At 57.9% G+C, this 22,581-nt stretch carries 34 protein-coding genes, 1 tRNA gene and 2 pseudogenes; 18 read left to right on the forward strand and 19 right to left on the reverse strand.

The features are described 5' to 3' along the window. Positions 1-176 (reverse strand): annotated as a pseudogene (locus tag ACEN2R_RS19550) (IS481 family transposase); the annotation flags it as partial. A 370-nt stretch (positions 177-546) separates the two neighbouring features. Between ACEN2R_RS19550 and ACEN2R_RS19555 the strand changes: the two are divergent. Then, the gene (locus ACEN2R_RS19555; RefSeq protein ID WP_442044456.1) at positions 547-804 is read left to right on the forward strand and encodes a hypothetical protein; all 258 of its coding nucleotides are present in this window, start codon (positions 547-549) and stop codon (positions 802-804) included. Between the two features lie 155 nt (positions 805-959). Here the strand turns inward: ACEN2R_RS19555 and ACEN2R_RS19560 are convergent, their stop codons facing one another. The 8 genes from ACEN2R_RS19560 to ACEN2R_RS19595 all read right to left on the reverse strand — a co-directional run bounded on the left by ACEN2R_RS19560 (position 960) and on the right by ACEN2R_RS19595 (position 6,312). After that, the gene (locus tag ACEN2R_RS19560; protein WP_442044458.1) at positions 960-1,403 is read right to left on the reverse strand and encodes a hypothetical protein; all 444 of its coding nucleotides are present in this window, start codon (positions 1,401-1,403) and stop codon (positions 960-962) included. Positions 1,404-1,415: 12 nt separating this feature from the next. Continuing rightward, complete coding sequence (locus tag ACEN2R_RS19565) at positions 1,416-2,435, reverse strand: glycine-rich domain-containing protein (RefSeq protein WP_442044460.1); 1,020 nt, start codon at positions 2,433-2,435, stop codon at positions 1,416-1,418. Between the two features lie 56 nt (positions 2,436-2,491). Continuing rightward, on the reverse strand, positions 2,492-3,607 hold the full coding sequence (locus ACEN2R_RS19570; RefSeq protein WP_442044462.1) for a head decoration protein: 1,116 nt from the start codon (positions 3,605-3,607) through the stop codon (positions 2,492-2,494). Then, complete coding sequence (locus ACEN2R_RS19575; protein ID WP_442044464.1) at positions 3,607-3,834, reverse strand: hypothetical protein; 228 nt, start codon at positions 3,832-3,834, stop codon at positions 3,607-3,609. The genes ACEN2R_RS19570 and ACEN2R_RS19575 overlap by 1 nt, the downstream gene beginning before the upstream one ends. A 2-nt stretch (positions 3,835-3,836) precedes the next feature. Next, entirely contained in the window at positions 3,837-4,040 is a 204-nt protein-coding gene (locus ACEN2R_RS19580) for a hypothetical protein (RefSeq protein ID WP_442044466.1), read from the reverse strand. Between the two features lie 24 nt (positions 4,041-4,064). Continuing rightward, complete coding sequence (locus ACEN2R_RS19585; RefSeq protein ID WP_442044468.1) at positions 4,065-4,604, reverse strand: hypothetical protein; 540 nt, start codon at positions 4,602-4,604, stop codon at positions 4,065-4,067. A 77-nt stretch (positions 4,605-4,681) separates the two neighbouring features. Beyond that, a complete protein-coding gene (locus ACEN2R_RS19590) occupies positions 4,682-4,966 on the reverse strand; it encodes a DUF7220 family protein (protein ID WP_442044469.1) in 285 nt (94 codons plus the stop codon). Further along, positions 4,951-6,312, reverse strand: a complete 1,362-nt coding sequence (locus tag ACEN2R_RS19595) for a site-specific DNA-methyltransferase (RefSeq protein ID WP_442044471.1) — start codon at positions 6,310-6,312, stop codon at positions 4,951-4,953. Before ACEN2R_RS19595 ends, ACEN2R_RS19590 begins: the two co-directional genes overlap by 16 nt. A 453-nt stretch (positions 6,313-6,765) precedes the next feature. Between ACEN2R_RS19595 and ACEN2R_RS19600 the strand changes: the two genes are divergently transcribed. Then, entirely contained in the window at positions 6,766-7,041 is a 276-nt protein-coding gene (locus ACEN2R_RS19600) for a type II toxin-antitoxin system RelE/ParE family toxin (RefSeq protein ID WP_442044472.1), read from the forward strand. 9 nt (positions 7,042-7,050) lie between these two features. Further along, complete coding sequence (locus tag ACEN2R_RS19605) at positions 7,051-7,350, forward strand: HigA family addiction module antitoxin (protein WP_442044474.1); 300 nt, start codon at positions 7,051-7,053, stop codon at positions 7,348-7,350. A 21-nt stretch (positions 7,351-7,371) separates the two neighbouring features. Here ACEN2R_RS19605 and ACEN2R_RS19610 read toward each other — a convergent pair whose 3' ends face one another. Next, positions 7,372-7,551, reverse strand: coding sequence for a hypothetical protein (locus ACEN2R_RS19610; protein WP_442044476.1), 180 nt, complete (start codon positions 7,549-7,551; stop codon positions 7,372-7,374). A gap of 663 nt (positions 7,552-8,214) precedes the next feature. Between ACEN2R_RS19610 and ACEN2R_RS19615 the strand changes: the two genes are divergently transcribed. Beyond that, on the forward strand, positions 8,215-8,697 hold the full coding sequence (locus tag ACEN2R_RS19615; protein WP_442044477.1) for a hypothetical protein: 483 nt from the start codon (positions 8,215-8,217) through the stop codon (positions 8,695-8,697). A gap of 347 nt (positions 8,698-9,044) precedes the next feature. Beyond that, entirely contained in the window at positions 9,045-9,305 is a 261-nt protein-coding gene (locus tag ACEN2R_RS19620) for a hypothetical protein (protein WP_442044479.1), read from the forward strand. 71 nt (positions 9,306-9,376) lie between these two features. Here the strand turns inward: ACEN2R_RS19620 and ACEN2R_RS19625 are convergent, their stop codons facing one another. The 5 genes from ACEN2R_RS19625 to ACEN2R_RS19645 form a co-directional block, all read right to left on the reverse strand. Then, complete coding sequence (locus ACEN2R_RS19625) at positions 9,377-9,655, reverse strand: DUF6362 family protein (RefSeq protein ID WP_442044513.1); 279 nt, start codon at positions 9,653-9,655, stop codon at positions 9,377-9,379. 71 nt (positions 9,656-9,726) lie between these two features. After that, positions 9,727-9,933 carry a hypothetical protein gene (locus ACEN2R_RS19630; protein ID WP_442044481.1) on the reverse strand — a complete coding sequence of 69 codons (207 nt, stop codon included), beginning with the start codon at positions 9,931-9,933 and terminating at the stop codon, positions 9,727-9,729. Then, positions 9,933-10,163: a helix-turn-helix transcriptional regulator gene (locus ACEN2R_RS19635; protein ID WP_442044482.1), complete on the reverse strand. Its 231-nt coding sequence runs from the start codon at positions 10,161-10,163 to the stop codon at positions 9,933-9,935. The genes ACEN2R_RS19630 and ACEN2R_RS19635 overlap by 1 nt, the downstream gene beginning before the upstream one ends. Further along, a complete protein-coding gene (locus tag ACEN2R_RS19640) occupies positions 10,163-10,453 on the reverse strand; it encodes a hypothetical protein (RefSeq protein WP_442044484.1) in 291 nt (96 codons plus the stop codon). The genes ACEN2R_RS19635 and ACEN2R_RS19640 overlap by 1 nt, the downstream gene beginning before the upstream one ends. Beyond that, positions 10,453-11,364 carry a helix-turn-helix domain-containing protein gene (locus tag ACEN2R_RS19645; RefSeq protein ID WP_442044486.1) on the reverse strand — a complete coding sequence of 304 codons (912 nt, stop codon included), beginning with the start codon at positions 11,362-11,364 and terminating at the stop codon, positions 10,453-10,455. Before ACEN2R_RS19645 ends, ACEN2R_RS19640 begins: the two co-directional genes overlap by 1 nt. Positions 11,365-11,633: 269 nt before the next feature. Between ACEN2R_RS19645 and ACEN2R_RS19650 the strand changes: the two genes are divergently transcribed. Next, the gene (locus ACEN2R_RS19650; RefSeq protein WP_442044488.1) at positions 11,634-12,164 is read left to right on the forward strand and encodes a hypothetical protein; all 531 of its coding nucleotides are present in this window, start codon (positions 11,634-11,636) and stop codon (positions 12,162-12,164) included. Positions 12,165-12,238: 74 nt separating this feature from the next. Here the strand turns inward: ACEN2R_RS19650 and ACEN2R_RS19655 are convergent, their stop codons facing one another. Then, positions 12,239-12,679 (reverse strand): hypothetical protein, encoded by a 441-nt coding sequence (locus ACEN2R_RS19655; RefSeq protein ID WP_442044490.1) that lies wholly within the window; start codon positions 12,677-12,679, stop codon positions 12,239-12,241. Positions 12,680-13,035: 356 nt separating this feature from the next. Here ACEN2R_RS19655 and ACEN2R_RS19660 point away from each other — a divergent pair, with 356 nt between their 5' ends. The 9 genes from ACEN2R_RS19660 (at position 13,036) to ACEN2R_RS19700 (ending at position 16,756) form a co-directional block, all read left to right on the forward strand. Next, the gene (locus ACEN2R_RS19660) at positions 13,036-13,383 is read left to right on the forward strand and encodes a helix-turn-helix transcriptional regulator (RefSeq protein WP_442044492.1); all 348 of its coding nucleotides are present in this window, start codon (positions 13,036-13,038) and stop codon (positions 13,381-13,383) included. Positions 13,384-13,594: 211 nt separating this feature from the next. Then, positions 13,595-13,903 (forward strand): hypothetical protein, encoded by a 309-nt coding sequence (locus tag ACEN2R_RS19665; RefSeq protein WP_442044494.1) that lies wholly within the window; start codon positions 13,595-13,597, stop codon positions 13,901-13,903. Then, entirely contained in the window at positions 13,891-14,250 is a 360-nt protein-coding gene (locus ACEN2R_RS19670; RefSeq protein ID WP_442044495.1) for a hypothetical protein, read from the forward strand. The genes ACEN2R_RS19665 and ACEN2R_RS19670 overlap by 13 nt, the downstream gene beginning before the upstream one ends. A 20-nt stretch (positions 14,251-14,270) precedes the next feature. Further along, positions 14,271-14,456 (forward strand): helix-turn-helix transcriptional regulator, encoded by a 186-nt coding sequence (locus ACEN2R_RS19675; RefSeq protein WP_442044497.1) that lies wholly within the window; start codon positions 14,271-14,273, stop codon positions 14,454-14,456. A gap of 163 nt (positions 14,457-14,619) precedes the next feature. Beyond that, positions 14,620-14,913 carry a hypothetical protein gene (locus tag ACEN2R_RS19680; RefSeq protein WP_442044499.1) on the forward strand — a complete coding sequence of 98 codons (294 nt, stop codon included), beginning with the start codon at positions 14,620-14,622 and terminating at the stop codon, positions 14,911-14,913. A gap of 364 nt (positions 14,914-15,277) precedes the next feature. Next, positions 15,278-15,796: a hypothetical protein gene (locus tag ACEN2R_RS19685; RefSeq protein WP_442044501.1), complete on the forward strand. Its 519-nt coding sequence runs from the start codon at positions 15,278-15,280 to the stop codon at positions 15,794-15,796. Positions 15,797-15,850: 54 nt separating this feature from the next. Beyond that, positions 15,851-16,090 carry a hypothetical protein gene (locus ACEN2R_RS19690; RefSeq protein WP_442044503.1) on the forward strand — a complete coding sequence of 80 codons (240 nt, stop codon included), beginning with the start codon at positions 15,851-15,853 and terminating at the stop codon, positions 16,088-16,090. Further along, a complete protein-coding gene (locus ACEN2R_RS19695) occupies positions 16,083-16,517 on the forward strand; it encodes a hypothetical protein (protein ID WP_442044505.1) in 435 nt (144 codons plus the stop codon). The genes ACEN2R_RS19690 and ACEN2R_RS19695 overlap by 8 nt, the downstream gene beginning before the upstream one ends. After that, a complete protein-coding gene (locus tag ACEN2R_RS19700) occupies positions 16,514-16,756 on the forward strand; it encodes a hypothetical protein (protein ID WP_442044506.1) in 243 nt (80 codons plus the stop codon). Before ACEN2R_RS19695 ends, ACEN2R_RS19700 begins: the two co-directional genes overlap by 4 nt. 118 nt (positions 16,757-16,874) lie before the next feature. Here the strand turns inward: ACEN2R_RS19700 and ACEN2R_RS19705 are convergent. After that, positions 16,875-16,960: transfer RNA gene (locus tag ACEN2R_RS19705), tRNA-Leu, on the reverse strand. Positions 16,961-17,085: 125 nt separating this feature from the next. Beyond that, on the reverse strand, positions 17,086-18,390 hold the full coding sequence (locus tag ACEN2R_RS19710; RefSeq protein ID WP_442044508.1) for a peptidoglycan-binding domain-containing protein: 1,305 nt from the start codon (positions 18,388-18,390) through the stop codon (positions 17,086-17,088). Between the two features lie 95 nt (positions 18,391-18,485). Here ACEN2R_RS19710 and lipB point away from each other — a divergent pair, with 95 nt between their 5' ends. The 3 genes from lipB to ACEN2R_RS19725 all read left to right on the forward strand — a co-directional run bounded on the left by lipB (position 18,486) and on the right by ACEN2R_RS19725 (position 21,689). Continuing rightward, positions 18,486-19,157 carry a lipoyl(octanoyl) transferase LipB gene (gene lipB, locus ACEN2R_RS19715; RefSeq protein WP_442044514.1) on the forward strand — a complete coding sequence of 224 codons (672 nt, stop codon included), beginning with the start codon at positions 18,486-18,488 and terminating at the stop codon, positions 19,155-19,157. Positions 19,158-19,455: 298 nt separating this feature from the next. Continuing rightward, positions 19,456-21,129 carry a cytochrome c oxidase subunit I gene (gene ctaD, locus ACEN2R_RS19720; RefSeq protein ID WP_442044510.1) on the forward strand — a complete coding sequence of 558 codons (1,674 nt, stop codon included), beginning with the start codon at positions 19,456-19,458 and terminating at the stop codon, positions 21,127-21,129. A gap of 14 nt (positions 21,130-21,143) precedes the next feature. Further along, a complete protein-coding gene (locus ACEN2R_RS19725) occupies positions 21,144-21,689 on the forward strand; it encodes a DUF2244 domain-containing protein (protein WP_442044511.1) in 546 nt (181 codons plus the stop codon). Between the two features lie 12 nt (positions 21,690-21,701). On the opposite strand, the pseudogene ACEN2R_RS19730 reads toward ACEN2R_RS19725, so the two are convergent. Next, positions 21,702-22,581 (reverse strand): annotated as a pseudogene (locus ACEN2R_RS19730) (hypothetical protein); the annotation flags it as partial.

Genomic DNA, 22,581 nt, shown 5'->3' on the forward strand with positions numbered 1-22,581 from the left:
AACTGATGCGCGGTGTGCGAGCGATCCTCAAAGCTGGTCCGCCCCCGCCAGCGATAAATGGTGTCGAGCGTCACACTGTAGCGTGCAGCCAGCACCGAAGCCGGTTCGCCGCTGGCTGCAATCTTCGCCCGTATTGCTGGGGTCGTCGTCGCGTTCTTGTGCAGAGATAACATCATCGCGCAGCATCCCCCATTGCGCGTGCTTCCAGCCCCGCGATCAACTCGCGCAGTGTCGCCCGCGCGATGAAGAGTGGCAGACGGCGCTCGTCAATGCAAACGTGCGGGATGGAACAGTTACTTACCCGTCTGGCACATTGCGCCACGCGCAATCAATGGAAGAAAATCAACCTCTCGGCGGATGGTCTGATCCGTCTCAACAGTATAAAAATCAGCTACAAAAACTGTGTGAATCTCGAGTCAAGTCAACGGTTCAATACTGAGTTTTTGCTCCTTGACGAATCACATTAGTTTTTGATCTAATTTATCATGTTGACATTTTTAAGCTGATATACACGTCGTTAGGTTTAATTTATCTAGGGAGGGATTGATGGTTACTATAACGCTGGAAGAGGATGAGGAAGTCGGCACCATCTCGCCAAAGTTCAGGAACTACATATCACAACTGAATCATTTGACTGAATTGCTGCTCGATCTCTATCCAGATTCTGTTGAAGAATTTAGAAATGACAGCAAGTATCTTGCTTTGCTTGGAACAATACGGTTCTTAAGTGAAGACCTTCTGAAGCAGACTTGCCAGTTGGAAGTCCCCCCTCCGCCAATCAGCATGGAACATTCGACTGGTTGAAGATCACCTGGATTTTTCCACGTTCCCACACCGCGCGTGAATATCCGAGGGAATAATCTGAGACCGAAAATGCAAAGAGGCCCCCCAGCCGGAGCCGAAGGGCCTGATTTGGGTGGATTGCGTTTTTTTGGGGGGCCTCCAAAAATACTGGCAGATCACACCTGCATCGCCATGGCCTGTTTGAACAGCGCGTCCATGGCCTCGTGCGAGTATCCCAGTAGGTAACCCAGTTCGTCCATCGACGGGCTTAGGCGCCGCCAGTCGCCGGCGTTCTTGATCGTCTCGCGCATCGCCCAGAGCGTGTCTGGATCCTCGGCCATTGCATCGAGGGCGGCACAGGTGTCCGGGCCGAGGACGAGGCGCCCTTGCAGGCGGGAGCAGACCATGGTTTTTCGCAGGTCGTGCAGGTGGTCAGCCTCCGTATAGGGGGCGTCCGCCTGGAATACCCCTGTGTCCGGGTCATAGGCCATGCCGGAGCGGGCCAGGCCGGTGGACCCGGTTTCTTCCACCCAGACGCCCTTCAGAGTGGCGACGTGCGCGGCGTCAGCGAGGATCACATTTGTGACCAGTGTGCCGTCGATTTGTGCAAATTTTGCCATTACGGGCCCCCGTCAGTAGGCAAGCGTCCCGGAGGACAGGAATGTATGGATCGTGTAGCCGCCGACTTCGGTGATCGTGCCACCCGTCAGGGTGGGAGAACCGGGGTAGCGGGCAATGACCACGCCACTGCCACCGGACCCGGAATCATCGTCGTTACGCTGACCACCACCGCCACCACCGAACCCGTCGACGCCGCTTGTTGCAGCCCCCGCGGGACTGTAGCCGCCGGTGCCTGCGTTGTCCCCCGCAAGGCCGGGGAGTGTGGAGGTGTAGGACGCGCCACCGCCGCCGGACCCATAGACCTGGGGAGTGCCGGAGATGTCCGAGGTAAACCCGGCGCCCCCCGTGCCGCCTCGACCGGCAGAGCTGGGCCCGCCCGCGACAGTTGCGCCGCCGCCACCGCCGCCGCCCGAGTTGTTTGCCCCGATTGACCCGTTTTTGCCCTGTCCGGCGATCCCCGCGCCAAAGCTACCGGCGGAATACTGGTAGAGAGAGCCGCCGCCGCCAGACCCGCCGCTTGCGGGTGCTGCCCCGGTGTACGAACCACCATAGCCACCCCCGGTGGCAACCACTGTGGCGAGGCTGGAGTTCCCGCCACGGGTCCCGACGCCGCCCAAGGGCAGAGGGGCCGCGCCACCCGCGCCGACCACGGCGGAGAGGGCCTCCCCCGCGAGCAGGGTGAGTGATCCTGCAAGCACCCCACCGCCACCGCCGCCCCCTGCATAGTAGGCGCCGCCGCCCGACCCGCCGCCCGCCACGACCAGATATTCGATCACCACGGGGGGCGGGCTGAACGTGTAGATCGCCTGCTTTACCCGCTGGGCCGTCATGACCTTGATGGTGTCGGTGCCTGCTTCGGCTTCGGCCTGAGTCGCCGCTGCCCGCGTGATCTCGACAATGGCGTCAGTGCCGTTGTTTTTCTTCATATAGAGCTTGCCGTCATAGGTGTTGACGGCAAGCTCGCCGAGCTCGATCTGGGCGGTGGTCGGCACCTTGGCCGCCACCGCCGAGCGTTTCATCTTAATGGCCATATGGCCTCCTGTTCATGGGCTCATCCGAGCCAGGGGGGAATGGGTGATTGCAGCGGTCAGAAGGTCCCGCCATCAAAACTTATGCCGGCAATGCTGCCACCGGTGATCGCGACATTGCTGGCGGCCTGTGTCGCCAGGCTGCCCAGCCCGAGGTTGCCCCGGGCGGTGGCCGCATTGGTCAGATCGGCCAGGTTGCTGGCCGCGCCGAGCTTGCCGGCGAGGCCATTCGTCACCGTGGTGGCAAAGTTCGGATCATCGCCAAGGGCTGCGGCCAGCTCGTTCAGGGTGTCGAGCGCACCGGGGGCACCGGAGATCAGACCGGACACCACCGCCTGCACGAATGCGGTTGTGGCCAGCTGCGTGGTATTGGTCGCGGATACGGCCGTGGGTGCGGTGGGCGTGCCGGTCAGCGCCGGCGAGGCCAGCGGGGCTTTGGCCGCAAGGGCGGCATCGAGCCCCGTCACCTGGCTGGTCGGATGGCTGTGGGTCGCAGGGGGGAAGGTTGACGGCTTGCCGGTGATCCCCGTCCAGGGAGCTGCGTCTGCCACCTCGGCCGCATCGACCTTGCCGTCGTTATCCGCGTCATAGACCAATTTCAGCATGTCGCCTGCGCCCAGACCGGCAAGCCCGGCCTGCACAAAGGCGGTGGTGGCGATCTGGGTGGTATTGTTCCCCGCAAGGGCGGTGGGCGCTGTGGGCGTGCCGATCAATGCGGGCGAGGCCAGCGCCGCCTTGGCGTTCAATGTCGTCTGCAGCGAGGTCACATCGGAGATGGCGTGCCCATGCGCGGTGGCCGCCTTGCCGTCGAGCGCCGCTTGCAACCCGCCCACCTCGGAGATCGCATGGCTGTGCGACGCGGCCGCCTTTGTGGCCAGCCCCGCATCGAATTGCGACTTGCGCACCAGATCCGTGGTGGCGCTGGCATCCTGGCTCGATTTCGGGACGGTGGAAAAGGTCTTGGCGCCAGCAACCGTCTGGGTGCCGCTCAGTGCCAGAAAGGCCCCGCTGCCCGCCAAAGGCACCACGGCCGTGGCATTGCCGGACCCGTCATCGCCCTTGCCGACATAGAGCGTGTTGTCGACCTCGTTATGCGCGGCCTCGCCGGATTTGAGCCCCGTGGGCGCGCCGGCATTGCCGGACACCCGGCGTTTGAGCTGTATCGTGTTGGCCATCAGAAAAAGCCTCCGTTTATCGGTGTTTCAGTTGGAAGAAGGGTTATGCCGGGCGCGCCCTGATCGCCTTTGTCGCCCTGTGGGCCGACCCCGCCATCCGGCCCCGGCGTGCCCGACACGCGCACAGCAACGGGGACCGTCAGGATGCGGACCGCCACAGGCGCATGCGCAGAGACCCTGACGCGGATCGGGCCTGTTGCCTGCCGCACCTCGATGCTGTCCGCCATGATCAGAGCCCCCGGGTGACCGGCATCATCACCGGGATATCGAGCGCAAAGCCCAAATGCAGATCGGGCTGCACGTCCGTGCGCACAACATCGAGCGTAACGCTGCCCGCGGTCATCAGGGCGGTCACCGCCGCAGGGATCACCAGATCAAGCGATGTATCGGACTGGCGGATCAGGCTGGCCTGCGCGGCCGTCGCCCTTGACATTCAGCCATATGGAACCCCAGAGGACTAGTCTCCGATCAGAGCTACCAGATCAGCCGCAGTCAGATAGACATCCTCCTTTTTAACCCGCCGCTCCGATACTGGCGGATTTTTCTGTTTGAGCGCCTCCGCAGGCAGATTACGGAACCGATCATAAACCGCCTGAATGATCCGACGGTTATCCATAGTTCGACCGGATTCGTCCCACAGCGCATCAAACCAGTCGGAGTAAAACTCTGCCACCGCATCATCGACATCGATATCGAACTGCTCGGTCCGCAGGTTTTTGTTCAAATTCATGGAGGACCGCATCACGGCCGCGCCGCGGGCGCCAGATACGATGATCACCTTGGCATGCACAGACAGGCACCGGAAAGCATCCGCCCCCAAAACCTCGATCAATGGACCCGCGAATTTCGGGCTTTTCTCGAATGTGCCACGGTCCAAGAGCATCCGGATATCCGTAATGCGCCCGTCTGTGCGTATTTTACCCGCGCGCGTCACATCATACAGACCGGTCGTCCAAGTCGACACCCGAACCTTTGCCGGGCCAAGCTCGTCGATCATATGCTCCATCGCATCAATCGACGAAAACTGACCAGCCGTAAGCCCCGTTATCCGCTGCCCGGGCACCAACGCCCCAATTACTTCCGCTGCCGTCTCCGTGCGATGGATAACCGTCCTGACATTTCCGGTCGCATATCGAAGTGACCTCGGCCTTCTTGACGCCATTTCTCAAACCCCCGCCTAATAACATAGGATCGAACAACAGACGCCACGGTAAACACACCGCCCAGCATGAAGTGATCAACAGTCCGCGCCTCGATCCCTAAAAGAGGAAACGTCACAACCTGAACGCCAAACGCCACCAAAAACCCGACCAATACATTCGTAACCGCCTCGACCAACGACATTAGGCGGCTTTGCATTTGATCTTTCTCACCTCGTCAAACGACCGGCCATCCCCCTCAAGCGTCGCCGTTTCGCCGGAAAAGGTCTGCCAGCGCTGCACGATCACATCACAAAACTTGGCGTCCAACTCGACTAGGCGCGCGATGCGCCCCAATTTATGCGCAGCAATCAACGTCGAACCGGAACCACCAAAGATATCCAGCACCACATCACCGCGCTTGGTCGAATTCTCGAGCATGCCAGAGATCAAGCCCACCGGCTTCATGGTCGGGTGATCCGCGCTGCGCGACGGCTTATCGGCCCGAATGATCGATCCATCGTGCGCCTCGATCGAGAGCTTCTCACCAGACACAACCAGCGTCTGGTCCCCGACATCCACCTGGATCGTGCCGTCCGGCATGATCCGGATCGGAGAAGCATCCGACTTTGGCACGGTGGTATTTGCCCGACCGCCGTACCAACTGTGCGCCGCGCCAGGCTTCCACCCGTAAAGTATTGGTTCGTGCCGCCATTGGTAATCCGATCGGCCCAAAACCAACGAAGGCTTGACCCAGATAAGGCATCCAGAAAGCTTGAACCCCGCATCGCGGAACGCCGCTCGAAAATTCAAACCCTCGGTATCCGCATGCGCGATATACATCGGAGCGCCAGCGCGCATCACGGCGAAGGCAGCGCCGAACGCCCCGATCAAAAACCGACGAAACTCCGTCGACCCCATGTTGTCGTTTGCAATCTTGCCAGCAGTGCCCTCGTAATTCACGTTATAGGGCGGGTCAGTCCAGCACGCGTCGACTGGATTGTCACCGCAAAGGCGCTCCACATCGGCCCGCGACGTAGAATCCCCGCAAATAACGCGGTGCTTGCCAAGACACCAAACCATGCCGGTCTCAGTCACCGGTGCAGGCGGGGCCTCCGGAACGAAATCCGGATCCCCAAAACTCGGTGGTGGATCGTGATCAAGATCGGCATCAGCCAAAAGATCGTCCAGCTCACTGTCCGAAAACCCAAGAATGTCCAGATCGAAGGCCTCGTCCCGAAGTTCGGCCAACAAGGAGGAAAGCAGAGCCTCGTTCCAGCCTGCATTATCGGCAATCTTGTTGTCAGCGACGAGCAAGGCAAGCCGCTGTGTCGGCGACAAATGATCCAGCATGATCACCGGAACCTCAGACAACCCCAACCGTTCGGCCGCCATAATCCGGCCATGCCCAGCGATGATCACACCATCAGCACCGGCAAGAACTGGATTGCAAAAACCGAATTCAGCGATCGACGCCGCAATCTGCGCCACCTGCCAGTCGTCATGCGTCCGGGCGTTCCGCGCGTAGGGCACGAGGCGTGCGGGCGGCATCATCTCGATCTTCAACGGCGAACTCCAGTGAGAAATACCCGACACAATTAAGTGCCGGGCAGTTGAGGGAGGTATAGGTTTTTAGAAGCGTGAGCGCTGCGAACCCTGCGAACCCAAAGATGCGAACCCAACAGTGCGAACCCAGAAAAATTATTTGTCACTAGCGACTTAGCGCGCAAAGCACACCCACATACGATCAGAGCCAGGGAGGACCCAAAGCAGGGGGGGCTGCGGCAGAACCACATGCTCTTCCGCCATCGTATCTAAAAACTAAACCAAACCGCCCGCTTTTGTCCTGCGCAATCTTCGGTAGGAATTACGCGGGCAGAGCGTGGTATTGCGTAGGCAGAGCGTAAAAAAAAATCGAACGGCTGCGCCGTCAATCCATTCCCGCATGTTCCGCGCGCAGTCCGCGACCCTATGTAAGCCAACTGTTGACGCATGTAAGCGGTTGGGCCACAAGCCCACATGATAAAGAGCTTCGCAAACAAGCAGCTGAAAGCCCTATGGGAATCAGAAAAATCCAGGATTGACGCCCGCCTTCAGTCGCGGATTATGCGACGGTTTGACGCCCTCGATGCCGCTACTGCACAAGACGACATGAACCTTGCCGGTTTTGAGCTCCACGCGCTTAGAGGCTACAATCCACCGCGCTATACAGGCCATGTGAAGGGACCATGGTGCATCACATTCGAGTTCAGAGATGGTGACGCCCATGTTCTGGACTTCGAGCAATATCATTAGGAGGCGCAGATGAGCCGCAACCAAGACCGCTGCCCGACGCATCCGGGTGAAATACTTCGAGAAGATGTGATCCCTGCAACACGCAAATCCAAGACCGAGATCGCGCAAATGCTCGGTATCTCGCGCCAGCACCTTCATGACATTCTCGCTGAACGTAAACCAGTCAGCCCTGAGGTCGCAGTGCGCCTAGCAAAGATGTTCGGGACAGCACCCCTGTTCTGGATCAGGATGCAGGGTGCCTATGATGCTTGGCACGCTTCACGCGAAGTCGATGTGTCGGCGGTCCCCACGCTTATCGCTGCTGCGTAGCGGCCGCCAGGCGGGCCTTCTTTATGCCGCCGTCATCCGACACCACGATCGGCGCAAACAAAAGCCAACATCCTCGGCTGCATGCAAAACAAGCCAACCATCACGCGCCCGACTGCGCCATTCCGAAAGATGGTTTGCCCGAAGCCCATACCACGCAGCAACCCCGTTCACCCTCGCCCTGGGCTTCACGCTCTCGGCCACGATCCGCGCCTTGACCCCAGGCGTCCGGGGCAGTGGTCTGTATGTGCAAAGTTGTAATTTTATCGAATGGCGTAATCGAAACTCTTTCGATCTTTCTCATTTTTTCGCGATACGCGCGAAAAAAACGCTGATACGCGAAATCGCAATAAAAAAAAGGATGTCATGTAGATGCGTCGCATCATGGTTTGTTCTGCGGCATTGGTTGCTGCTTCGAGCAGCGTTTCGGCGCAGTCTGTCCTCGAGCGCGTGCTCGGTCAGATTGATGGCGCACCAAAACTCGCACAGATCAACGGATTTTACGCGAACATTGCGGAAAGCGTTCTCCTGAGTGAGACCCAATCTCGTGACGTTTTGTCAAGCGTGGCATCTGATTTTTCTGCAGGATCTCCTGGAGAAGTCGTTGCTACCATTACAGACTCAAACGGGAATTCATATGACCTCCTCCGTAGTGATTTTCCAGTCTCTGGAAGTACAACATTACCAGTCTGGAATACTGGGCTCACGGACCATTTGAATCTTTTCGCAGATGGGCGCGTGCAAGCGTCCGATGGGAATTGGTCTACGGGGGACACATACTCCCTTTTTGGGGTGAACGGGATTCTGCTTGGTCAGTTTAATGACACAGACCCCCCGCTGACAAACGCACTGGTTTATGTAGAGGCAGTGACAAGCACTGAGACATATCAAGTCCCCATTTCCACGACCATCGACGGCTCGATCACTAACCTCATAACGGGCATGACCTCTGCAACGGCTGAGGCTGTTGCTGGTGCGGCTACGGCGACGGAATTCACCCTTCCCACGCTCGATCTTGGCGACATGGCGACGACGGCATTGGGGGCTGTGAACACGGGCGAGATCACGCTTGGTGTGAACTCGGCGGTGGATGAGGCCAGGACCTCGACTACGTGGGCCATTTCGGCTGCGATGACCCAGATCGGCGGGTCCGCGGATACCGGTGCGCTGGTGCTGAACGTGGCCAGCAACGCCTCTGCGGTGAACGGCTCGATCCAGAACACGTTGCTGGCAGTGAATGGCTTGGTCGGGGATGTGTCCACCACAGCCTTGGGAGCGGTGAACACCGGCACGATTACCTCGGGCGTCGATGCTGCCGTATTAGGCATTGTCGGGATCGCTGGTCAGTAAGGAGGTGTAGGCCCGAACACTTTGCTTGCGGGCCAAGCATATCAGTTGACCTGCCACTGGTCCTTGATACAGCATGACCTAGAGGATGGCCGCCGGATAAGGCTGAATGCGTCATCGCATTAGGGGGCCATTTTTAGGTTTCACCGGTCATGTCAACGGCCAAAGGTATCCAGATGGATACAGAACAAGAGCAGTTCTTCTAAAAAAAATCGCCGAATACCTTTACACCCTTAACGTGTGAAATGTAAAATCATAACAGATGATATAAACATATCGGATGATAAGCCTACGAAAACATCGGGTGAACCGATTGATTTCCGTAGCACATTTCCCAGAAAGGATTCGAAATGAAGATCACGGTCTCGACCGCACCGCCCGACGGGCCACACGAAATCCTAGATACGATTGCTGCCGTCGGCATCTCAACCAGCAGCGCGTTCAGGGGAGGGCCACACCTCAATGAAGCTTTGGACAAATGCAAGGAAGGATTACGAAGATATGCCGAACGTCTGGGTGCGGATGCGCTGGTGTCCTGCCAATTCGAGGCGCATTTCGATAACAATGTAATCAATCTGGCGGGTTTCGGAACCGCCGTACGCTGGACATGATAACGGTAGGGCTCGGGACTACTAACCGGAAGATCACTGTTGCCGCGAAAGCGATGGAATGTGACCATAAGTCATAATTTCTTGGCCTTGCGCCGCCCATGCTCCCTCTCAATCCGCTTCGCCACCGTCAACAAGGCGGCCGCCCAGCGCCGGTGCGCAGTCGAGCGAACAACGCCAATACGCCAGCACACCTGCTTCCATCGGCACCCCTCTGCGCGCATCCAGACGATTTTTGCATCGTCCGGGCTCAACCAAAGCAGCCATTGGATGCAGTCCTCCATGCGCTGGATTTCGCCAGCGTTCGGGATGACGCGCATTTGTACGTCGTTGTAGCCATAGGCAGAGTAAATGGCGCGGTTTCAACAACCTGACCATCGGGATCCATCGTTCTCAAGGTCATCCTGATCTGGTCAGCCATCACTCACATCCCTGCCGTTTTTGTCAGACGCCGCTCGACAGCAACCATCAAATCGATTTGACGATCCGCCTCAACGCGCTCCATACGGCCAGCGCGGACCCACTTCGGATAAACCGATCGGCGCATACGGACTTCGCGCCGCACCTCGCCAATCAGCTCATGTAGCGTAAACCGATCAGGGTCGGTTCGATGTTCCTGGCCGTGATCCATCAACCGTGCCTCCTTGCGTCACATCCGCCCAAAGTGGGCTGTTCGAGAAACCAGGCATCCACGTCCGAACGCAGATACAGCGCATCGCGACCAATGCGCCGAAACGCGGGCCCGCCGCCCTTCTGCGCCCAGCCCTCCATCGTCCGAACCGACACGCCCAGCAGTTCAGCAACTTCGTGCCGGCGCATCGTTTCCGATGTTGGACAAGCCCGGATCGGACGCGCAGCCATCAGGGCCGCCCGCGGCGATCATGCCGCGAAGAATGTTGCTGGATGCATTGAACAGCGAACGACAACGCCCGAACGATGTCCGCAGCCAACGGGTCCGAATGCGAGCGCACCCGCTGCTCCGCACACGCCCCCAGAATTTTATCCAGGCTGTGCAAGCTCATCCGCCGCGCCTGGAAGCCGATCCGGTCGCAAACAACCATGCAGCTGCCACCAGCGGCATCCACAGACACACGAACGTCGCCGAACCTCGTGCCGCCCCCATTGGTCAGCTCAACGCCAAAAGCCGCCATCAGATCACCCCCCGCAACCGCATCCGGTCCGCCGAGACCAAGCCGCGCTGAACCAAATCATTCGCGATCCGGCTGCTGACCGCGTTGCTCGGCAAGTAGCGATCCGATTTGACCCAATCCGCGAAAAACACCAGCTGGGCGTCGAGGTTGGCAAACGAGGTCGTCGCAGCCTTCGATTTTCCCCGTGCCGATCGAACCGCCCGCTGCATTGCCCGATCTAGCGCCTTCGGGCCCTGTGGCCGGGATGGCTTCTCCCGTCGGAATTGCGCAGCAACCTCGAGAATGCGATCCTCGGTCAGGCCGAGATCATCGATCCAGCGCTGAACGTGGCGCTCGGCATGCTGGCCATCCCACCAAGCCGGAAGTTCGGCATTCTCCGCGAAACCGACCACCAGCAGCAGCTCTCTAAAAAAATCAGAAAATAATTTTTCCTCGCGTGCGCGCGCACGCTCTTCTTCTTCTGGTTCTCTTACAAGGTTCATCGTGTCCGAAATCCGGACACGGGATTGCCCGTTTTTCGGACACGGCTCCGTGTCCGGATTTCGGACACGGGAATCGTCGATGTTCTTGCTTTGGTCCTCATTTTCCCGTGTCCGAATTTCGGACACGGGACTATCGACATCTGGTGGATTATCCAGATCGAGAGACAAAATATAGTGCGTCGCCAATTGCTGTTTCGTGACCGGATTTTGCCGCTGAACGCGCCGGATCAGACCAATTTCCTCGAGATAGGCCAGATGTAAATTGACCGTCGAACGGGACATATTGCAGTCGTGTGCGAGGGTGTGCTGGTGCGGGCTGACCTGCCGTGTGTCCTTGTTGTGGCGGTCCGCCAGCTGCAGCAGAACAACCCATGGCCCCGGCTTGAGGTGGCGCTGCTCAAGCGCCCAGTTAACGGCTCTGTGGCTCATGCCGCACCTCCGATAGATTTTGACAACAGGGAGAAATCGTGTGCGCTCATGCGACCCAAAGGAGAGCCAGACACTCCTAAAGGAGAGCCAAACACCCCTAAAGGAGAGCCAGACACTATTGCACGACGTCGCATGCGACGATATGGCCTCGGAACCGCCCGACGTTCGCAGCGCCAAGCAGTGCCTATCAACCCCCTAAGAAACGCCCAAAAGGAGTCGAATATCGTGAGGGTGAACACGGCAACGGAAGCTAACGAAAGAAGCCTACAATGAACAACGAAGCAGCTGCACTTGCGCATAGGGCCATGCGAAATGCCCTCTACCAAGCTGCCCGACGCCGGTGGCTCGAGGCAATGGATCGATGTTTCAGCTTCAGCGTTGTTGCACTCGGTGCCGCAATCATTGTCCAGACAGTGGTGCCGTTCGGAGTCGAAACCATGTACATCGGAGCCGCCGTCGTGATCATCGGCGCGTATCATCTCGCACTTGACCTCTCTGGCCGTGCGAGAGAACACCAGACCCTTCAGCAAAAATACTACGCCCTGCTCGCGCGCATCGCCCAGGAAACGAACCCAAGCCCCGAAACTATCGAATTCGTGGAAGCACAAATGACGATAATCGCCAGGGAAGAGCCGCCCATCCTGCGTGCAGTCGACGCAAAGGCGTTCAACGATGCCATCGCCGCACTCGGGCACTACGATGACAGCGAACGCCTCGTTATCCCCGCCTGGATGCGCCCGCTCCAGAACGTCCTGACGTTCGAGGGCTACGATTTCAAGAAGGTCTCGCAACCCAAATAGGATGCCATGCCAAGCAGCCCGCCGCGCATCGCCACCCGCAAGCATCGATTCACCAAAGGCGGACGGCATCGGCGTCATTTGTAAGCCTCCGCCGTTTCGATGATGTCGGTGATGATCTGGCGCGCGGCACGCATCGATGAGATCACGTCCGCGCGCTCCCGATCCGTCAGGCCCGCCGGATAATCACTCAGGTGCGAGAAGGCACGGATCAGTGCGGCATGCGCCTGACCGCTCGCAATCGTACTTTGCGCCGCCAGCTCATGCAGTGAACCGTGCCGCACCCCCTCACGGCCGGTCCTCTCGAACATGCGGCCGGTGATCGGGAAAACCCCAAGGAAATCCTCCAGCGCAACCACCGCATCGACGGTCACGCCTAAATGCCCAGCGCACATCTTCGAAATCGTGCCCTTGCAGCCGGTGCCATACCGCGCCTCGAGCACCGATGCGACAACCTCGACACCGCCAGCGCGGCGAACCAACCCATCGAAAATGCCCCGCGTCACAAGGTCAGCCACTCGAAACCTCGTTTCCTTGGCGTCCGAAACAGGCGCAGCAAAAATGAGGGGAATTCAATTTCAACGACTTGCCTCGCAATCGCTATTAGGAGCACGCCGATGCATCTCAGTAAGAACTTCTGCGGTCAAAGGGATCGAACGCCGATTAGCAGCGCGAAGAAGATCGTAATGATACTTAGCTGGTATCGCATTTGCCTGTGCCCACTTATGAACACGATCCACAGTCACACCAAGGTCTTCAGCCAAACCTTTGCGGCTCGGCCACTGCGAAATCAACGGGCAAACAGAAGAGAAATGATCCATTCCAAGATCAATAATGGATGTTTTCTCCATTCGTCAAGATGGGAAACAAGTCAATGGAGAATTTCTCCACAGGGGGTAACTGTGACGGTATGAAAAACATAGCAAACAACATGATTCCACGAGAGAGCAGAAAAGACCGGGTAGCACTAAGAGTTCACGCCATCCGAGAAGCACTGAAGCTCACCAAAGCCGAGTTCGCCGACGCAATAGCGCTCGACCGAAGCTCGCTGACAAAAATTGAAAAAGGAGAAGCCGGGCTAGATATCGCTGTCGCCGAGAGAATATACCACATTTATGGGTTCGGACTTAATTTTATCTACGCGAATGACCTGACTGACGTGCCACGCGAATTACATTCCGATCTAATTGCCATTCTTATGTCGGAAAACAACAGAAACTAGCCTCCAAGCTGCATGTGGCGTAACGAACGGCAGCCTCGTCAGCACCAGCACTAGGAATGTGAGAACTCCGTAACCGCCCAAAGAACAACCCTCCATTTCATAAAACTTACGTTCCCCATACGTTCCATTCAATGGATTTTTTCTCCATAATATGTTTGACCAATGGATTTTTTATCCATAATGTCCTCCATGCGACACAGGAGGAACCGACATGCATCGCGACGATACAAAGACAGAACCGACTAGACTGCTCGGACTGAGCACCGAGCTCCACGACCGGCTGTTTGCCTTTCTGATCAACCTTGATCGTCTTGACCGAAAGGATCAGCCAGACGCGATTGCCAATGAGGTGATTGAGACAGGTGGCATCTACTGCTGCGACCACGGCGACAGATTTGAGGTCACCTTACATGGCATAACCGCGTACGCACGCAGCCAGCACCAAGCCCCATACATCTGGATCATCGCGGCCACCTTTGCCACGAACTCGGACATAGGGGTGCTGGAATGCATATCGTGACCGGCCAAGGCCACCGCCACCTGACGGTCGGGCATTCTGCAAAAGTCATTCAGTTTCAGCGGGCAAAGCCAGCTGATGGGGCGCGCGTCACCACTCAAGGCAACCGCCCGCAAGCGCGCCCGCACCCCCTTGAGACACTCAACGGCAAAACCCTGGCACAGGACCGCCGCACAGAGTTGATCGACGGCGCAGTATTCTGGGCAAAGATCGCTGCCATCTGCGCCGCTACTGGACTGCTTGCCACCTTGGCAAACAAGGCCATCGCCAATGCAGCCCATACCACAGTGGTGATCAAAACCGGTAATTCAAGCGACGGCATCTACCGCGCCGTCGAAAACCAGAACTAAACGGAAAGGCGAGTATTACCATGAGTAAAGCACAGCAAATCTATGTCCGCATGGCCCACGTCCATGAGGCATTCGGCATCCACAAAGCCACAGCATACCGCGCCGCCCAGCGCGGCGAACTCACCATCTACAAGCGCGGCGTCATGTCATTTCTGAAAGTCGCCGAAGTCGAACAGTGGATCGAGAAAGGGGTGAAGGCAGCATGAATAACACTTCAGAGCGGTCAATGACTGAAGCGCAAGCGGGAACGCTCAGTGACAAGGCAATCTGCGCGACGTGCGGCCGAACCTTCGCGCTGCACGCCCAGGACCCGACGATCGCTGGAAACAGCCACCCCTACGGCTGGATGCGCGCTGACGGCAGCGCCGTGTGCTGTTCGATCGGCTGCGCACGGCGAACGCCGGGGAAGGGCAAAATCAAAATGAGGAGCGAAGTGTGAAAGACAGAAAAGAGATCAGCATCGATGCGGCCGGGATCAAGCAAGCCATTGCGCACTACCTATCACGCCAAGGCTCTGCGGAATTTGACCCGCATGATGTTGCGCTTCTTTGGAGCCATAGCACGGGAGAAATCACGGCAAATGCCCTGTCGCGTCGGATCGAGCTGAGACCAGATGGACGGGGTGGAGCGCCTGAAGCGTCGATCATTTCGTCCAAAAAATAGAGGCGGGTGAAGAAACATCATTGTATACTAAAATCCCCCGATTCCAAAGAAGGTTAAAAAAGTGAAAAAACCAATCAGATCGTTCGGACCAGTTGTCCACCACGAAGAAGGCGGTCTCCGAGCGTCATGCACCTACTGCGCGTTTCGCATCAACGTCACCTGCACACATAAAAACCCAAGCCGCACCATCGATGACCCCAGCAACACACCAGACTGGTGCGAGATGAAGGACAGTATGGTTAGTGATGCAATTGCCGCAATTCAGTCAGATGCAATCGAGGGGTGACAGAGTATCACGCACGCACAAGACGCAAGGCGGCCGCGAAATGACCTGTAATGAAAAAATTACAATGAGGCGTGAGAAATGACCAATGGAAAAACGTTGCGAGATCTGGACGTGATGGCTAGGGACGTCCTGAGCCACCCCATATTGCAGAAAAAATGCACAGTTTCATCAGTCGTCGCTGGCGGTGTGATCTTTGATGATGGATGCGGATACAGCGCTGATACAATAGGGTGGTCCCTTGTATCCCGCGCAGAACCAGAACCCAAACCCGAACCAATAGACCTAACCGCAATCAAAACCCCGATTGGCCTGCTTGATGAAGCGACACAGCAAGCCTTGCGTGATCACGGCGGACCTTATCAAGCGTATATGTACCGCGGGTGGGAGGATGCGGTCCCGGGCTGGAACAGCTCTATAGCCTACCGCGTCAAACCAACCCCAAAGGTCGAGACGGTGACGCTGTATTTCGGGCATAACATCTCGGATGATGCGACCACCCAAAGACATAAACTAGACACCCACAAAATTACCCTGACCATCAACGACGGCGTTGTTGATCCAGTAGTGACGGTCGAGGTGCTCGAGGCGCTCGAATGACAGATCGACCAATCACATGCAGTGCGTCAATGGTGCCGCGCAAGGCGGTAACGCATGACCCGCTATGATCAACGCGGCGGCCATACGGCCAAGCGCGTCATCTTTGAAGAGCTGCGGCACGACAGCACCGTGCACAATCTTGCGGCAGGCCGCTCGGGCTGGACATGTCGCGACGTTGTCCTTGTGATCGGCGCACTGATGCTGGCCATCGCCGTCGGCACCGTGGCAACCAGGGCAATTAGCCATTCGGCGTTCGATGCGGCAAATCCGAATTGGAGCCAAAGATATGAATAACTCCCCGGAAAAGATCATCAGCGACGAGGAAATCACCCGCGTCCACGGCTATGCGAATTTTGGAAGCATGACGCCGCGCGAAGTCGTCAATGATGACATCAGGAAATATGCGGTTGGCTATACTGGCGGTTCAACACAGGTGGCAATCCTGCGCGAACATGGGCTTATCACGAAGCCGAATAGCAACAGCTACCGCGCAAATCTGACCGAAAAAGGCAAGCGGTATGCGCGGGCGCTTCACAGAGACGCCACAACCCACTCCAAAGCGTTAGCGGCCAAGACGCAGGTGCTGCTGTCATATGCATGGCACGATAGAATCTGTGACCTGACGAGCGCATTTATCGACGGGAAGTCATGCACATTTGGTTTTGACGCCGCCCTAGACGCATTCAACGCGCGGCGGCTGTCTTTGGATGGTGCGGCGTGACATTTCCATCAAAAGACAGCCGCCGCGCGAATGCAGCCATCCACGCGATCCTCGACGGTCGCGATCCGCAGGACAGCATGGCCGAGATCATGGTCACTCTCGAACACACGATTGCCGCCATACTCATTGTGACGCAAGGCGACCCGAAAAGGGCTGCGCTGATGCTCAATGAAGGGGTTCTGGAGGGCGTCGAAACAAGGCTGGCGCTCTATGGTGCCAGAAAGGCGGGTGCGAGGTGACCGAATCCTACAAAAAAAATACCCCCCACAGCCTGTTGGCTAGTGGGGGGTGCCTTGGGGGTCTTTGAGGTGGGCTATTTTTCAAACCCAATAAAAACAATGTCTTACTACTCTAAATTGGTGCGGTCGAAAAGACTCGAACTTTCACGGGTGTTACCCCACAGCGACCTCAACGCTGCGCGTCTACCATTCCGCCACGACCGCACGTAATCTGGTAGTCTGGCGTGTCTTAGCGCAGCGATCCGGGGATGTGAAGCATGTTTTTCGCGCTAATCACGGGCGCCGGTAAAATACTTCGGAGGGCCGCAGACCCGCCCCCCGAAAGCCCGCTATTTCACTGGAACCGCAAACAAAGGCATGCCCACAGGTTGCGGCGCTGCCCCGGCCTGAGCCGCCGCCGGATCCGAAACCCCGCCCACCTGATAGGCCGCCTTGCGAATCAAACTGTTCCGCTCTGGCTGACCGGGGGCAAACACGGGCACAGCCCCGTTGCTGATCGCGTCCAGACCAAGGGAATACCACGCCAGCGATAGGTCGCTACGCGTGCTGGTGCCAAAGCCCTGCCCCAGATGGTGCCCCAGCAATTCCGCGTAAACCGGTTCGCCCAGCACAACCAGCATCAGCGCCGACCCGATGGCAACATCCATATTGTCCGTGCGATAGCCGACCGACAAACAGATTTTCGCCGTCCCGCTCAATTGCGCAGGCGACATGCCCGTCGACAGGACAAAGGCGCTGACATCCTGCATCACCTGATCGCGGGGCTTCAGCGACACTGCGGCAACCTGATCCTGCATCGCCGAGCCGATGCCCTCGCACTGCTGGGCGATCTGGTCCGATGTGAATCCCTGAATCTTGCTGGCAAGGTCTTCTCCCTGCGCGATCGCATAGGTGCGCGCCAGACAGAACTGCTCGCTCAGGGCGAATCCCGCGTCGGTCATTGCGGCCTCGGTGGTGAATCCGCCGTTGGAATTGGTCAACAGGCTGACCTTGTTGCACTGCGACGCCAGGGACAGCCCCGCACTTGCCCCCATGAAATTCGGCAGCCCGCTCGATGCAGGTGCCTCTGGCACTGCCGCAAAGGCCATCACTGCAGGCGCTTCGGCTACAGGGGCAACCGGTGCCTGGGCAACAACGCCCGCAGCCTGATCGCGATAGTCCAGCAACAGCCCGCGCGGCCCTTGCGGGTTCGCCGCGATCGCCTGATACGTCGCCGCCCCCCCGGCCATCGCGCGCTGGTAGGACGAAATTAGAAAATCACGCTCGTATTGCGTCAGTTGGCCGGTGGGCGCATATCCCAATGTCGCCTGATACTGCGAAATCGCCGTACGCGAATTGCGCCCCATGACGCCGTCGGGCGTCCCTGCGGAATACCCGAAATAGTTCAACGAGGTTTGCACCTCGCGGTTTGCGGCCCGTGTCGCGGTTGAAATTCCGGGCTTCGATGCGACCCGTTTGGTGCTGGTCGTTCTGACCGTGCGCTTCTTGTTGTTCTCGTTGGCAATCGCGCCACCGATCAGGCCGCCGACAATCAAGCCGCCCAAAAGATCGCCCGCATCCGCAGCGACACGGGTGGCAGGGGTCAGGGCAAGGCTCATGGCAATACAGGCTGCGGGAAAACGTCTGGTGATCATTGCATCACTCCCTAAAATGCGAGACAGATTTATAATTCGCTTAATTGTCTCATATCATCGGATGTTTTCTAAGAAGAAAATACCGCTAATGCCCAATATCGCAGAAAGTACGCGAATTCATGGTGACCTGGCTAACCTCCAACGGGCTTGTCCCCTACCCGGACGCGCTGTCCGAAATGGAATCCCGCGCGGCAGCGATTGCCGCAGGCACAGCCGACGAGGCAATCTGGCTGCTGGAACACCCCCCGCTTTACACCGCAGGGACCAGCGCCCGGATCGAGGATCTCACCGATCCCACGCGGTTCCCCGTCTTTGAGGCCCGTCGCGGCGGGCAATACACCTACCACGGGCCGGGTCAGCGCGTGGCCTATTGCATGCTCGATGTGGGCAATCGCGGCCGCGATGTGCGCCGGTTCGTTCAGGATCTGGAAACGTGGATCATCGCCGCCCTGGCCGAATTCAATGTCAAAGGCGAAATCAGAACGGGCCGCGTCGGCGTCTGGGTCGCCCGCCCCGACAAGGCACCGAACGCCGACGGCACCCCGCGCGAGGACAAGATTGCCGCTATCGGCATCCGCTTGCGCAAATGGGTCAGCTTCCACGGACTTTCGATCAACGTGGAACCCGATCTCTCGCATTTCGACGGAATCGTTCCCTGCGGCATCAAAGAACACGGCGTCACATCGCTGGTCGATCTGGGCCTGCCGGTCACGATGAACGACGTTGATGTCGCCCTGCAGAAATCATTTCGGCAGGTCTTTGGCTGAACCCATGGCCGCGCATGAAAAAATCTTTCTCCCTCTTCTCGGAAAAAATACTCGCCCGCCGCAGGCGAAAACCCCGAGGGGCCACAAGGCCCCGAGACAAATAACGTCACGCCGCAGGCGTGTCCGCTGGATCGCGGTGCCTCCTCCTTGCTAAATACAATGCCCTGCGTCAATTTTTTCCACCCTGCGGCGGCGTGGATCATTGCCCAGAGGCGAATAGCGCACTAGAACATGCTGGGAACGAACCGGTCGGGGTGACTCTTCCGGTCTATAATCTGGGAACCTTAGGAGGCACCACATGGCGGACGCAGCCGTACATGGCCACGAGGGACACGATCAACGGGGATTTTTTACCCGCTGGTTTATGTCCACAAACCATAAAGACATCGGTATTCTATACCTCTTCGTATCCGGCTTTGTCGGCTTCATCTCTGTGGCCTTCACGGTCTACATGCGGATGGAGCTTATGGAACCCGGCGTTCAGTACATGTGCCTGGAAGGCGCGCGGTTTACCGCTGCGGCAGTGGGCGATTGTACCCCCAACGGTCATCTCTGGAACGTCTTGATCACCGGACATGGCATCCTGATGATGTTCTTCGTCGTGATTCCGGCGCTTTTCGGCGGTTTCGGCAACTATTTCATGCCGTTGCAGATCGGCGCGCCGGACATGGCGTTCCCGCGGATGAACAACCTGTCCTTCTGGCTTTATGTCGCAGGCACCACGCTGGCTGTCTGTTCGGTGCTGGCACCGGGCGGCAACGGTCAGGCCGGTTCGGGTGTGGGCTGGGTTCTATACCCGCCCCTGTCGGTCCGCGAAGGCGGCATGTCGATGGATCTGGCGATCTTCGCGGTCCATGTTTCGGGGGCATCCTCGATCCTTGGCGCGATCAACATGATCACCACGTTCCTGAACATGCGAACCCCCGGCATGACCCTGCACAAAGTGCCGCTGTTCGCCTGGTCGATCTTCGTCACATCCTGGCTGATTCTGCTGTCCCTGCCCGTTCTGGCAGGCGCGATCACCATGTTGCTGACCGACCGGAACTTTGGCACCACCTTCTTTGATCCGGCCGGTGGCGGCGATCCGATCCTGTACCAGCACATCCTCTGGTTCTTCGGTCACCCCGAGGTTTACATCATCATTCTGCCAGGCTTCGGCATCATCAGCCACATCATCGCGACCTTCTCGAAAAAGCCGATCTTCGGTTACCTTCCGATGGTCTATGCGATGGTTGCGATCGGTGTTCTGGGCTTCGTCGTCTGGGCGCACCACATGTACACGGTCGGTCTGTCGCTGACGCAGCAGTCCTACTTCATGCTGGCCACGATGGTGATCGCGGTGCCGACCGGCATCAAGATCTTCTCGTGGATCGCAACGATGTGGGGCGGCTCGGTCGAGTTCAAAACCCCGATGCTCTGGGCGTTCGGCTTTCTGTTCCTGTTCACCGTCGGCGGTGTCACAGGTGTGGTTCTGTCGCAGGCCGGCATCGACCGCGCCTATCACGACACCTACTATGTGATCGCGCACTTCCACTATGTGATGAGCCTTGGTGCCGTGTTCTGCATCTTTGCGGGTATTTACTTCTACCTGCCCAAGATGTCGGGCCGCATGTATCCTGAATGGGCAGGCAAGCTGCACTTCTGGATGATGTTCATCGGCGCCAACCTGACATTTTTCCCCCAGCACTTTCTGGGCCGTCAGGGCATGCCACGTCGCTACATCGACTACCCAGAGGCCTTCGCCTACTGGAACTATGTCTCCAGCTGGGGCGCGTTCCTTGCCTTCGCGTCGTTCCTCTTCTTCATCGGCGTTCTGGCATACACACTGCTGGCCGGTAAAAAGGTCAACGTGAACAACCCATGGAACGAGTATGCAGATACTCTGGAATGGACCCTGCCCTGCCCACCCCCCGAGCACACGTTCGAGACACTGGTCAAGCAGGACGTCTGGGACAAGCAACACTCGCACTAGATGAGGCACGACATATGCCCCTTGAATGGGTCACACCACCAAACAGGGCTCCGGATTATTCCGGGGCCCTTTCTTGTGCCGCCAGAAACAGCGGTGCACCGATTTGCGAATTGCACCTTTGGCCCTACCGCTCCCTGCCCAAACGCGGATTCGTCTGGTTCATCGGCGCGACATCGGCGCTTGTGGCGCTGCCGCTGCTGATCGCTGTGGGCTCTCCTATTCTATGGGGGTTGTTGCCTTTCATCATGCTGGCCGTCGGTGGCGTCTGGTATGCGCTGAACCGCAGCTATCAGGACGGCGCGATCCTCGAAGAGCTGACGCTCTGGCCCGACCGCATCACCCTGATCCGCCACAACCCAAGGGCACCCGATCAGACATGGCAGGCGAACCCCTACTGGGTGTCGGTTCAGATGCTGGAAAAAGGCGGTCCGGTCGAGAACTACGTCACACTGAAAGGCAACGGTCGCGAGGTCGAGATCGGGGCGTTTCTGACGGCCGGCGAACGGGCGGGGCTTTATGATGCGTTAAGGCCGGTTCTGGCCTGTCTTCAACGCGGCTAGGTTAAGACCGTATCAAACTCCGCTGACAAGGTCGTCGTACAGGCGTCTGCCATGCTCAGTCGCAAGAATTCCTGCCAGCGTTTCTCGCCAGATCGCAATGGATTTCTCTCTTTGCAACAATAAGCGCCCCTTGGACAATTGATCCAGTTCGCGCATCTTTTGCCAAATTTCCAAGGATTTATTCGCCAAAGAAGCGTCCTGTTCATCGTTTGCATCGAACTTACGCCAGTATCTTGTTTCCAAAACCCGATCGGGGTGCGATGCGCTACCGCGATGGGATTTCATCAGAAAGCTTTCGGCGTCGCGGATCGCATAATGGTTCACTTGTGCAAATTTTCGCTGCAAAGGGTCTTTGCTACGCCACTTCAGGATCTCGAATTCCGATTCCCGCAGCCCCGACCCGTTCTTCACAATGAAGTCTTCCTTAACCGGCACTTTGGCGCGATGGATGCCCGGACGCTGGAAAAGTGTTGAGCGGAACAAGGATTTGAAACCGCGCACATTTTCTTGAATGTAGGTATTCGGTTCCGTCGCCGTAAAACGTTCCACCACCAGCGCTTCGCTTAGTTTTCGATGCCCGTTCGCCCCGTACATCCGCCAGTTCACCAAGATTTCATCGGCATCACCAGAGGCAACGATCAGGTCTTGCACTGTTCCATTGCCGACATGCACGTTAAGAAACTCGTCACCATCCAGCGCCATGCACCAATCGGCCTTTGCGTAGGTCTCGGAAAACGAAACCCGGCGGTAGGCCTGATTTTGCCACTGCCGTTTTATGTTTTCATTGGGATAATATTCGATGACACCCTGCTCTGTGCGTATTCCGGAGGATCCGGCCATCCATTCCGACAACATCCGGCCACCTGTTCCGGGGTATCCGGCCACCTGTGAC

It is taken from the genome of Pseudogemmobacter sp. W21_MBD1_M6 (assembly GCF_052119585.1).
Lineage (GTDB): Bacteria > Pseudomonadota > Alphaproteobacteria > Rhodobacterales > Rhodobacteraceae > JBGQOJ01.

Excerpts from the sequence above, each read along its gene's own strand:
- ACEN2R_RS19555 (WP_442044456.1), top strand. The coding sequence starts at position 547 with ATGGTTACTATAACGCTGGAAGAGGATGAGGAAGTCGGCACCATCTCG.
- ACEN2R_RS19560 (WP_442044458.1), bottom strand. The coding sequence starts at position 1,403 with ATGGCAAAATTTGCACAAATCGACGGCACACTGGTCACAAATGTGATC.
- ACEN2R_RS19565 (WP_442044460.1), bottom strand. The coding sequence starts at position 2,435 with ATGGCCATTAAGATGAAACGCTCGGCGGTGGCGGCCAAGGTGCCGACC.
- ACEN2R_RS19570 (WP_442044462.1), bottom strand. The coding sequence starts at position 3,607 with ATGGCCAACACGATACAGCTCAAACGCCGGGTGTCCGGCAATGCCGGC.
- ACEN2R_RS19575 (WP_442044464.1), bottom strand. The coding sequence starts at position 3,834 with ATGGCGGACAGCATCGAGGTGCGGCAGGCAACAGGCCCGATCCGCGTC.
- ACEN2R_RS19580 (WP_442044466.1), bottom strand. The coding sequence starts at position 4,040 with ATGTCAAGGGCGACGGCCGCGCAGGCCAGCCTGATCCGCCAGTCCGAT.
- ACEN2R_RS19585 (WP_442044468.1), bottom strand. The coding sequence starts at position 4,604 with ATGATCGACGAGCTTGGCCCGGCAAAGGTTCGGGTGTCGACTTGGACG.
- ACEN2R_RS19590 (WP_442044469.1), bottom strand. The coding sequence starts at position 4,966 with ATGCAAAGCCGCCTAATGTCGTTGGTCGAGGCGGTTACGAATGTATTG.
- ACEN2R_RS19600 (WP_442044472.1), top strand. The coding sequence starts at position 6,766 with ATGATAAAGAGCTTCGCAAACAAGCAGCTGAAAGCCCTATGGGAATCA.
- ACEN2R_RS19605 (WP_442044474.1), top strand. The coding sequence starts at position 7,051 with ATGAGCCGCAACCAAGACCGCTGCCCGACGCATCCGGGTGAAATACTT.
- ACEN2R_RS19620 (WP_442044479.1), top strand. The coding sequence starts at position 9,045 with ATGAAGATCACGGTCTCGACCGCACCGCCCGACGGGCCACACGAAATC.
- ACEN2R_RS19630 (WP_442044481.1), bottom strand. The coding sequence starts at position 9,933 with ATGGATCACGGCCAGGAACATCGAACCGACCCTGATCGGTTTACGCTA.
- ACEN2R_RS19635 (WP_442044482.1), bottom strand. The coding sequence starts at position 10,163 with ATGGCTGCGCGTCCGATCCGGGCTTGTCCAACATCGGAAACGATGCGC.
- ACEN2R_RS19640 (WP_442044484.1), bottom strand. The coding sequence starts at position 10,453 with ATGGCGGCTTTTGGCGTTGAGCTGACCAATGGGGGCGGCACGAGGTTC.
- ACEN2R_RS19645 (WP_442044486.1), bottom strand. The coding sequence starts at position 11,364 with ATGAGCCACAGAGCCGTTAACTGGGCGCTTGAGCAGCGCCACCTCAAG.
- ACEN2R_RS19650 (WP_442044488.1), top strand. The coding sequence starts at position 11,634 with ATGAACAACGAAGCAGCTGCACTTGCGCATAGGGCCATGCGAAATGCC.
- ACEN2R_RS19660 (WP_442044492.1), top strand. The coding sequence starts at position 13,036 with ATGGAGAATTTCTCCACAGGGGGTAACTGTGACGGTATGAAAAACATA.
- ACEN2R_RS19665 (WP_442044494.1), top strand. The coding sequence starts at position 13,595 with ATGCATCGCGACGATACAAAGACAGAACCGACTAGACTGCTCGGACTG.
- ACEN2R_RS19670 (WP_442044495.1), top strand. The coding sequence starts at position 13,891 with ATGCATATCGTGACCGGCCAAGGCCACCGCCACCTGACGGTCGGGCAT.
- ACEN2R_RS19675 (WP_442044497.1), top strand. The coding sequence starts at position 14,271 with ATGAGTAAAGCACAGCAAATCTATGTCCGCATGGCCCACGTCCATGAG.
- ACEN2R_RS19685 (WP_442044501.1), top strand. The coding sequence starts at position 15,278 with ATGACCAATGGAAAAACGTTGCGAGATCTGGACGTGATGGCTAGGGAC.
- ACEN2R_RS19690 (WP_442044503.1), top strand. The coding sequence starts at position 15,851 with ATGACCCGCTATGATCAACGCGGCGGCCATACGGCCAAGCGCGTCATC.
- ACEN2R_RS19695 (WP_442044505.1), top strand. The coding sequence starts at position 16,083 with ATGAATAACTCCCCGGAAAAGATCATCAGCGACGAGGAAATCACCCGC.
- ACEN2R_RS19710 (WP_442044508.1), bottom strand. The coding sequence starts at position 18,390 with ATGATCACCAGACGTTTTCCCGCAGCCTGTATTGCCATGAGCCTTGCC.
- ctaD (WP_442044510.1), top strand. The coding sequence starts at position 19,456 with ATGGCGGACGCAGCCGTACATGGCCACGAGGGACACGATCAACGGGGA.
- ACEN2R_RS19725 (WP_442044511.1), top strand. The coding sequence starts at position 21,144 with ATGCCCCTTGAATGGGTCACACCACCAAACAGGGCTCCGGATTATTCC.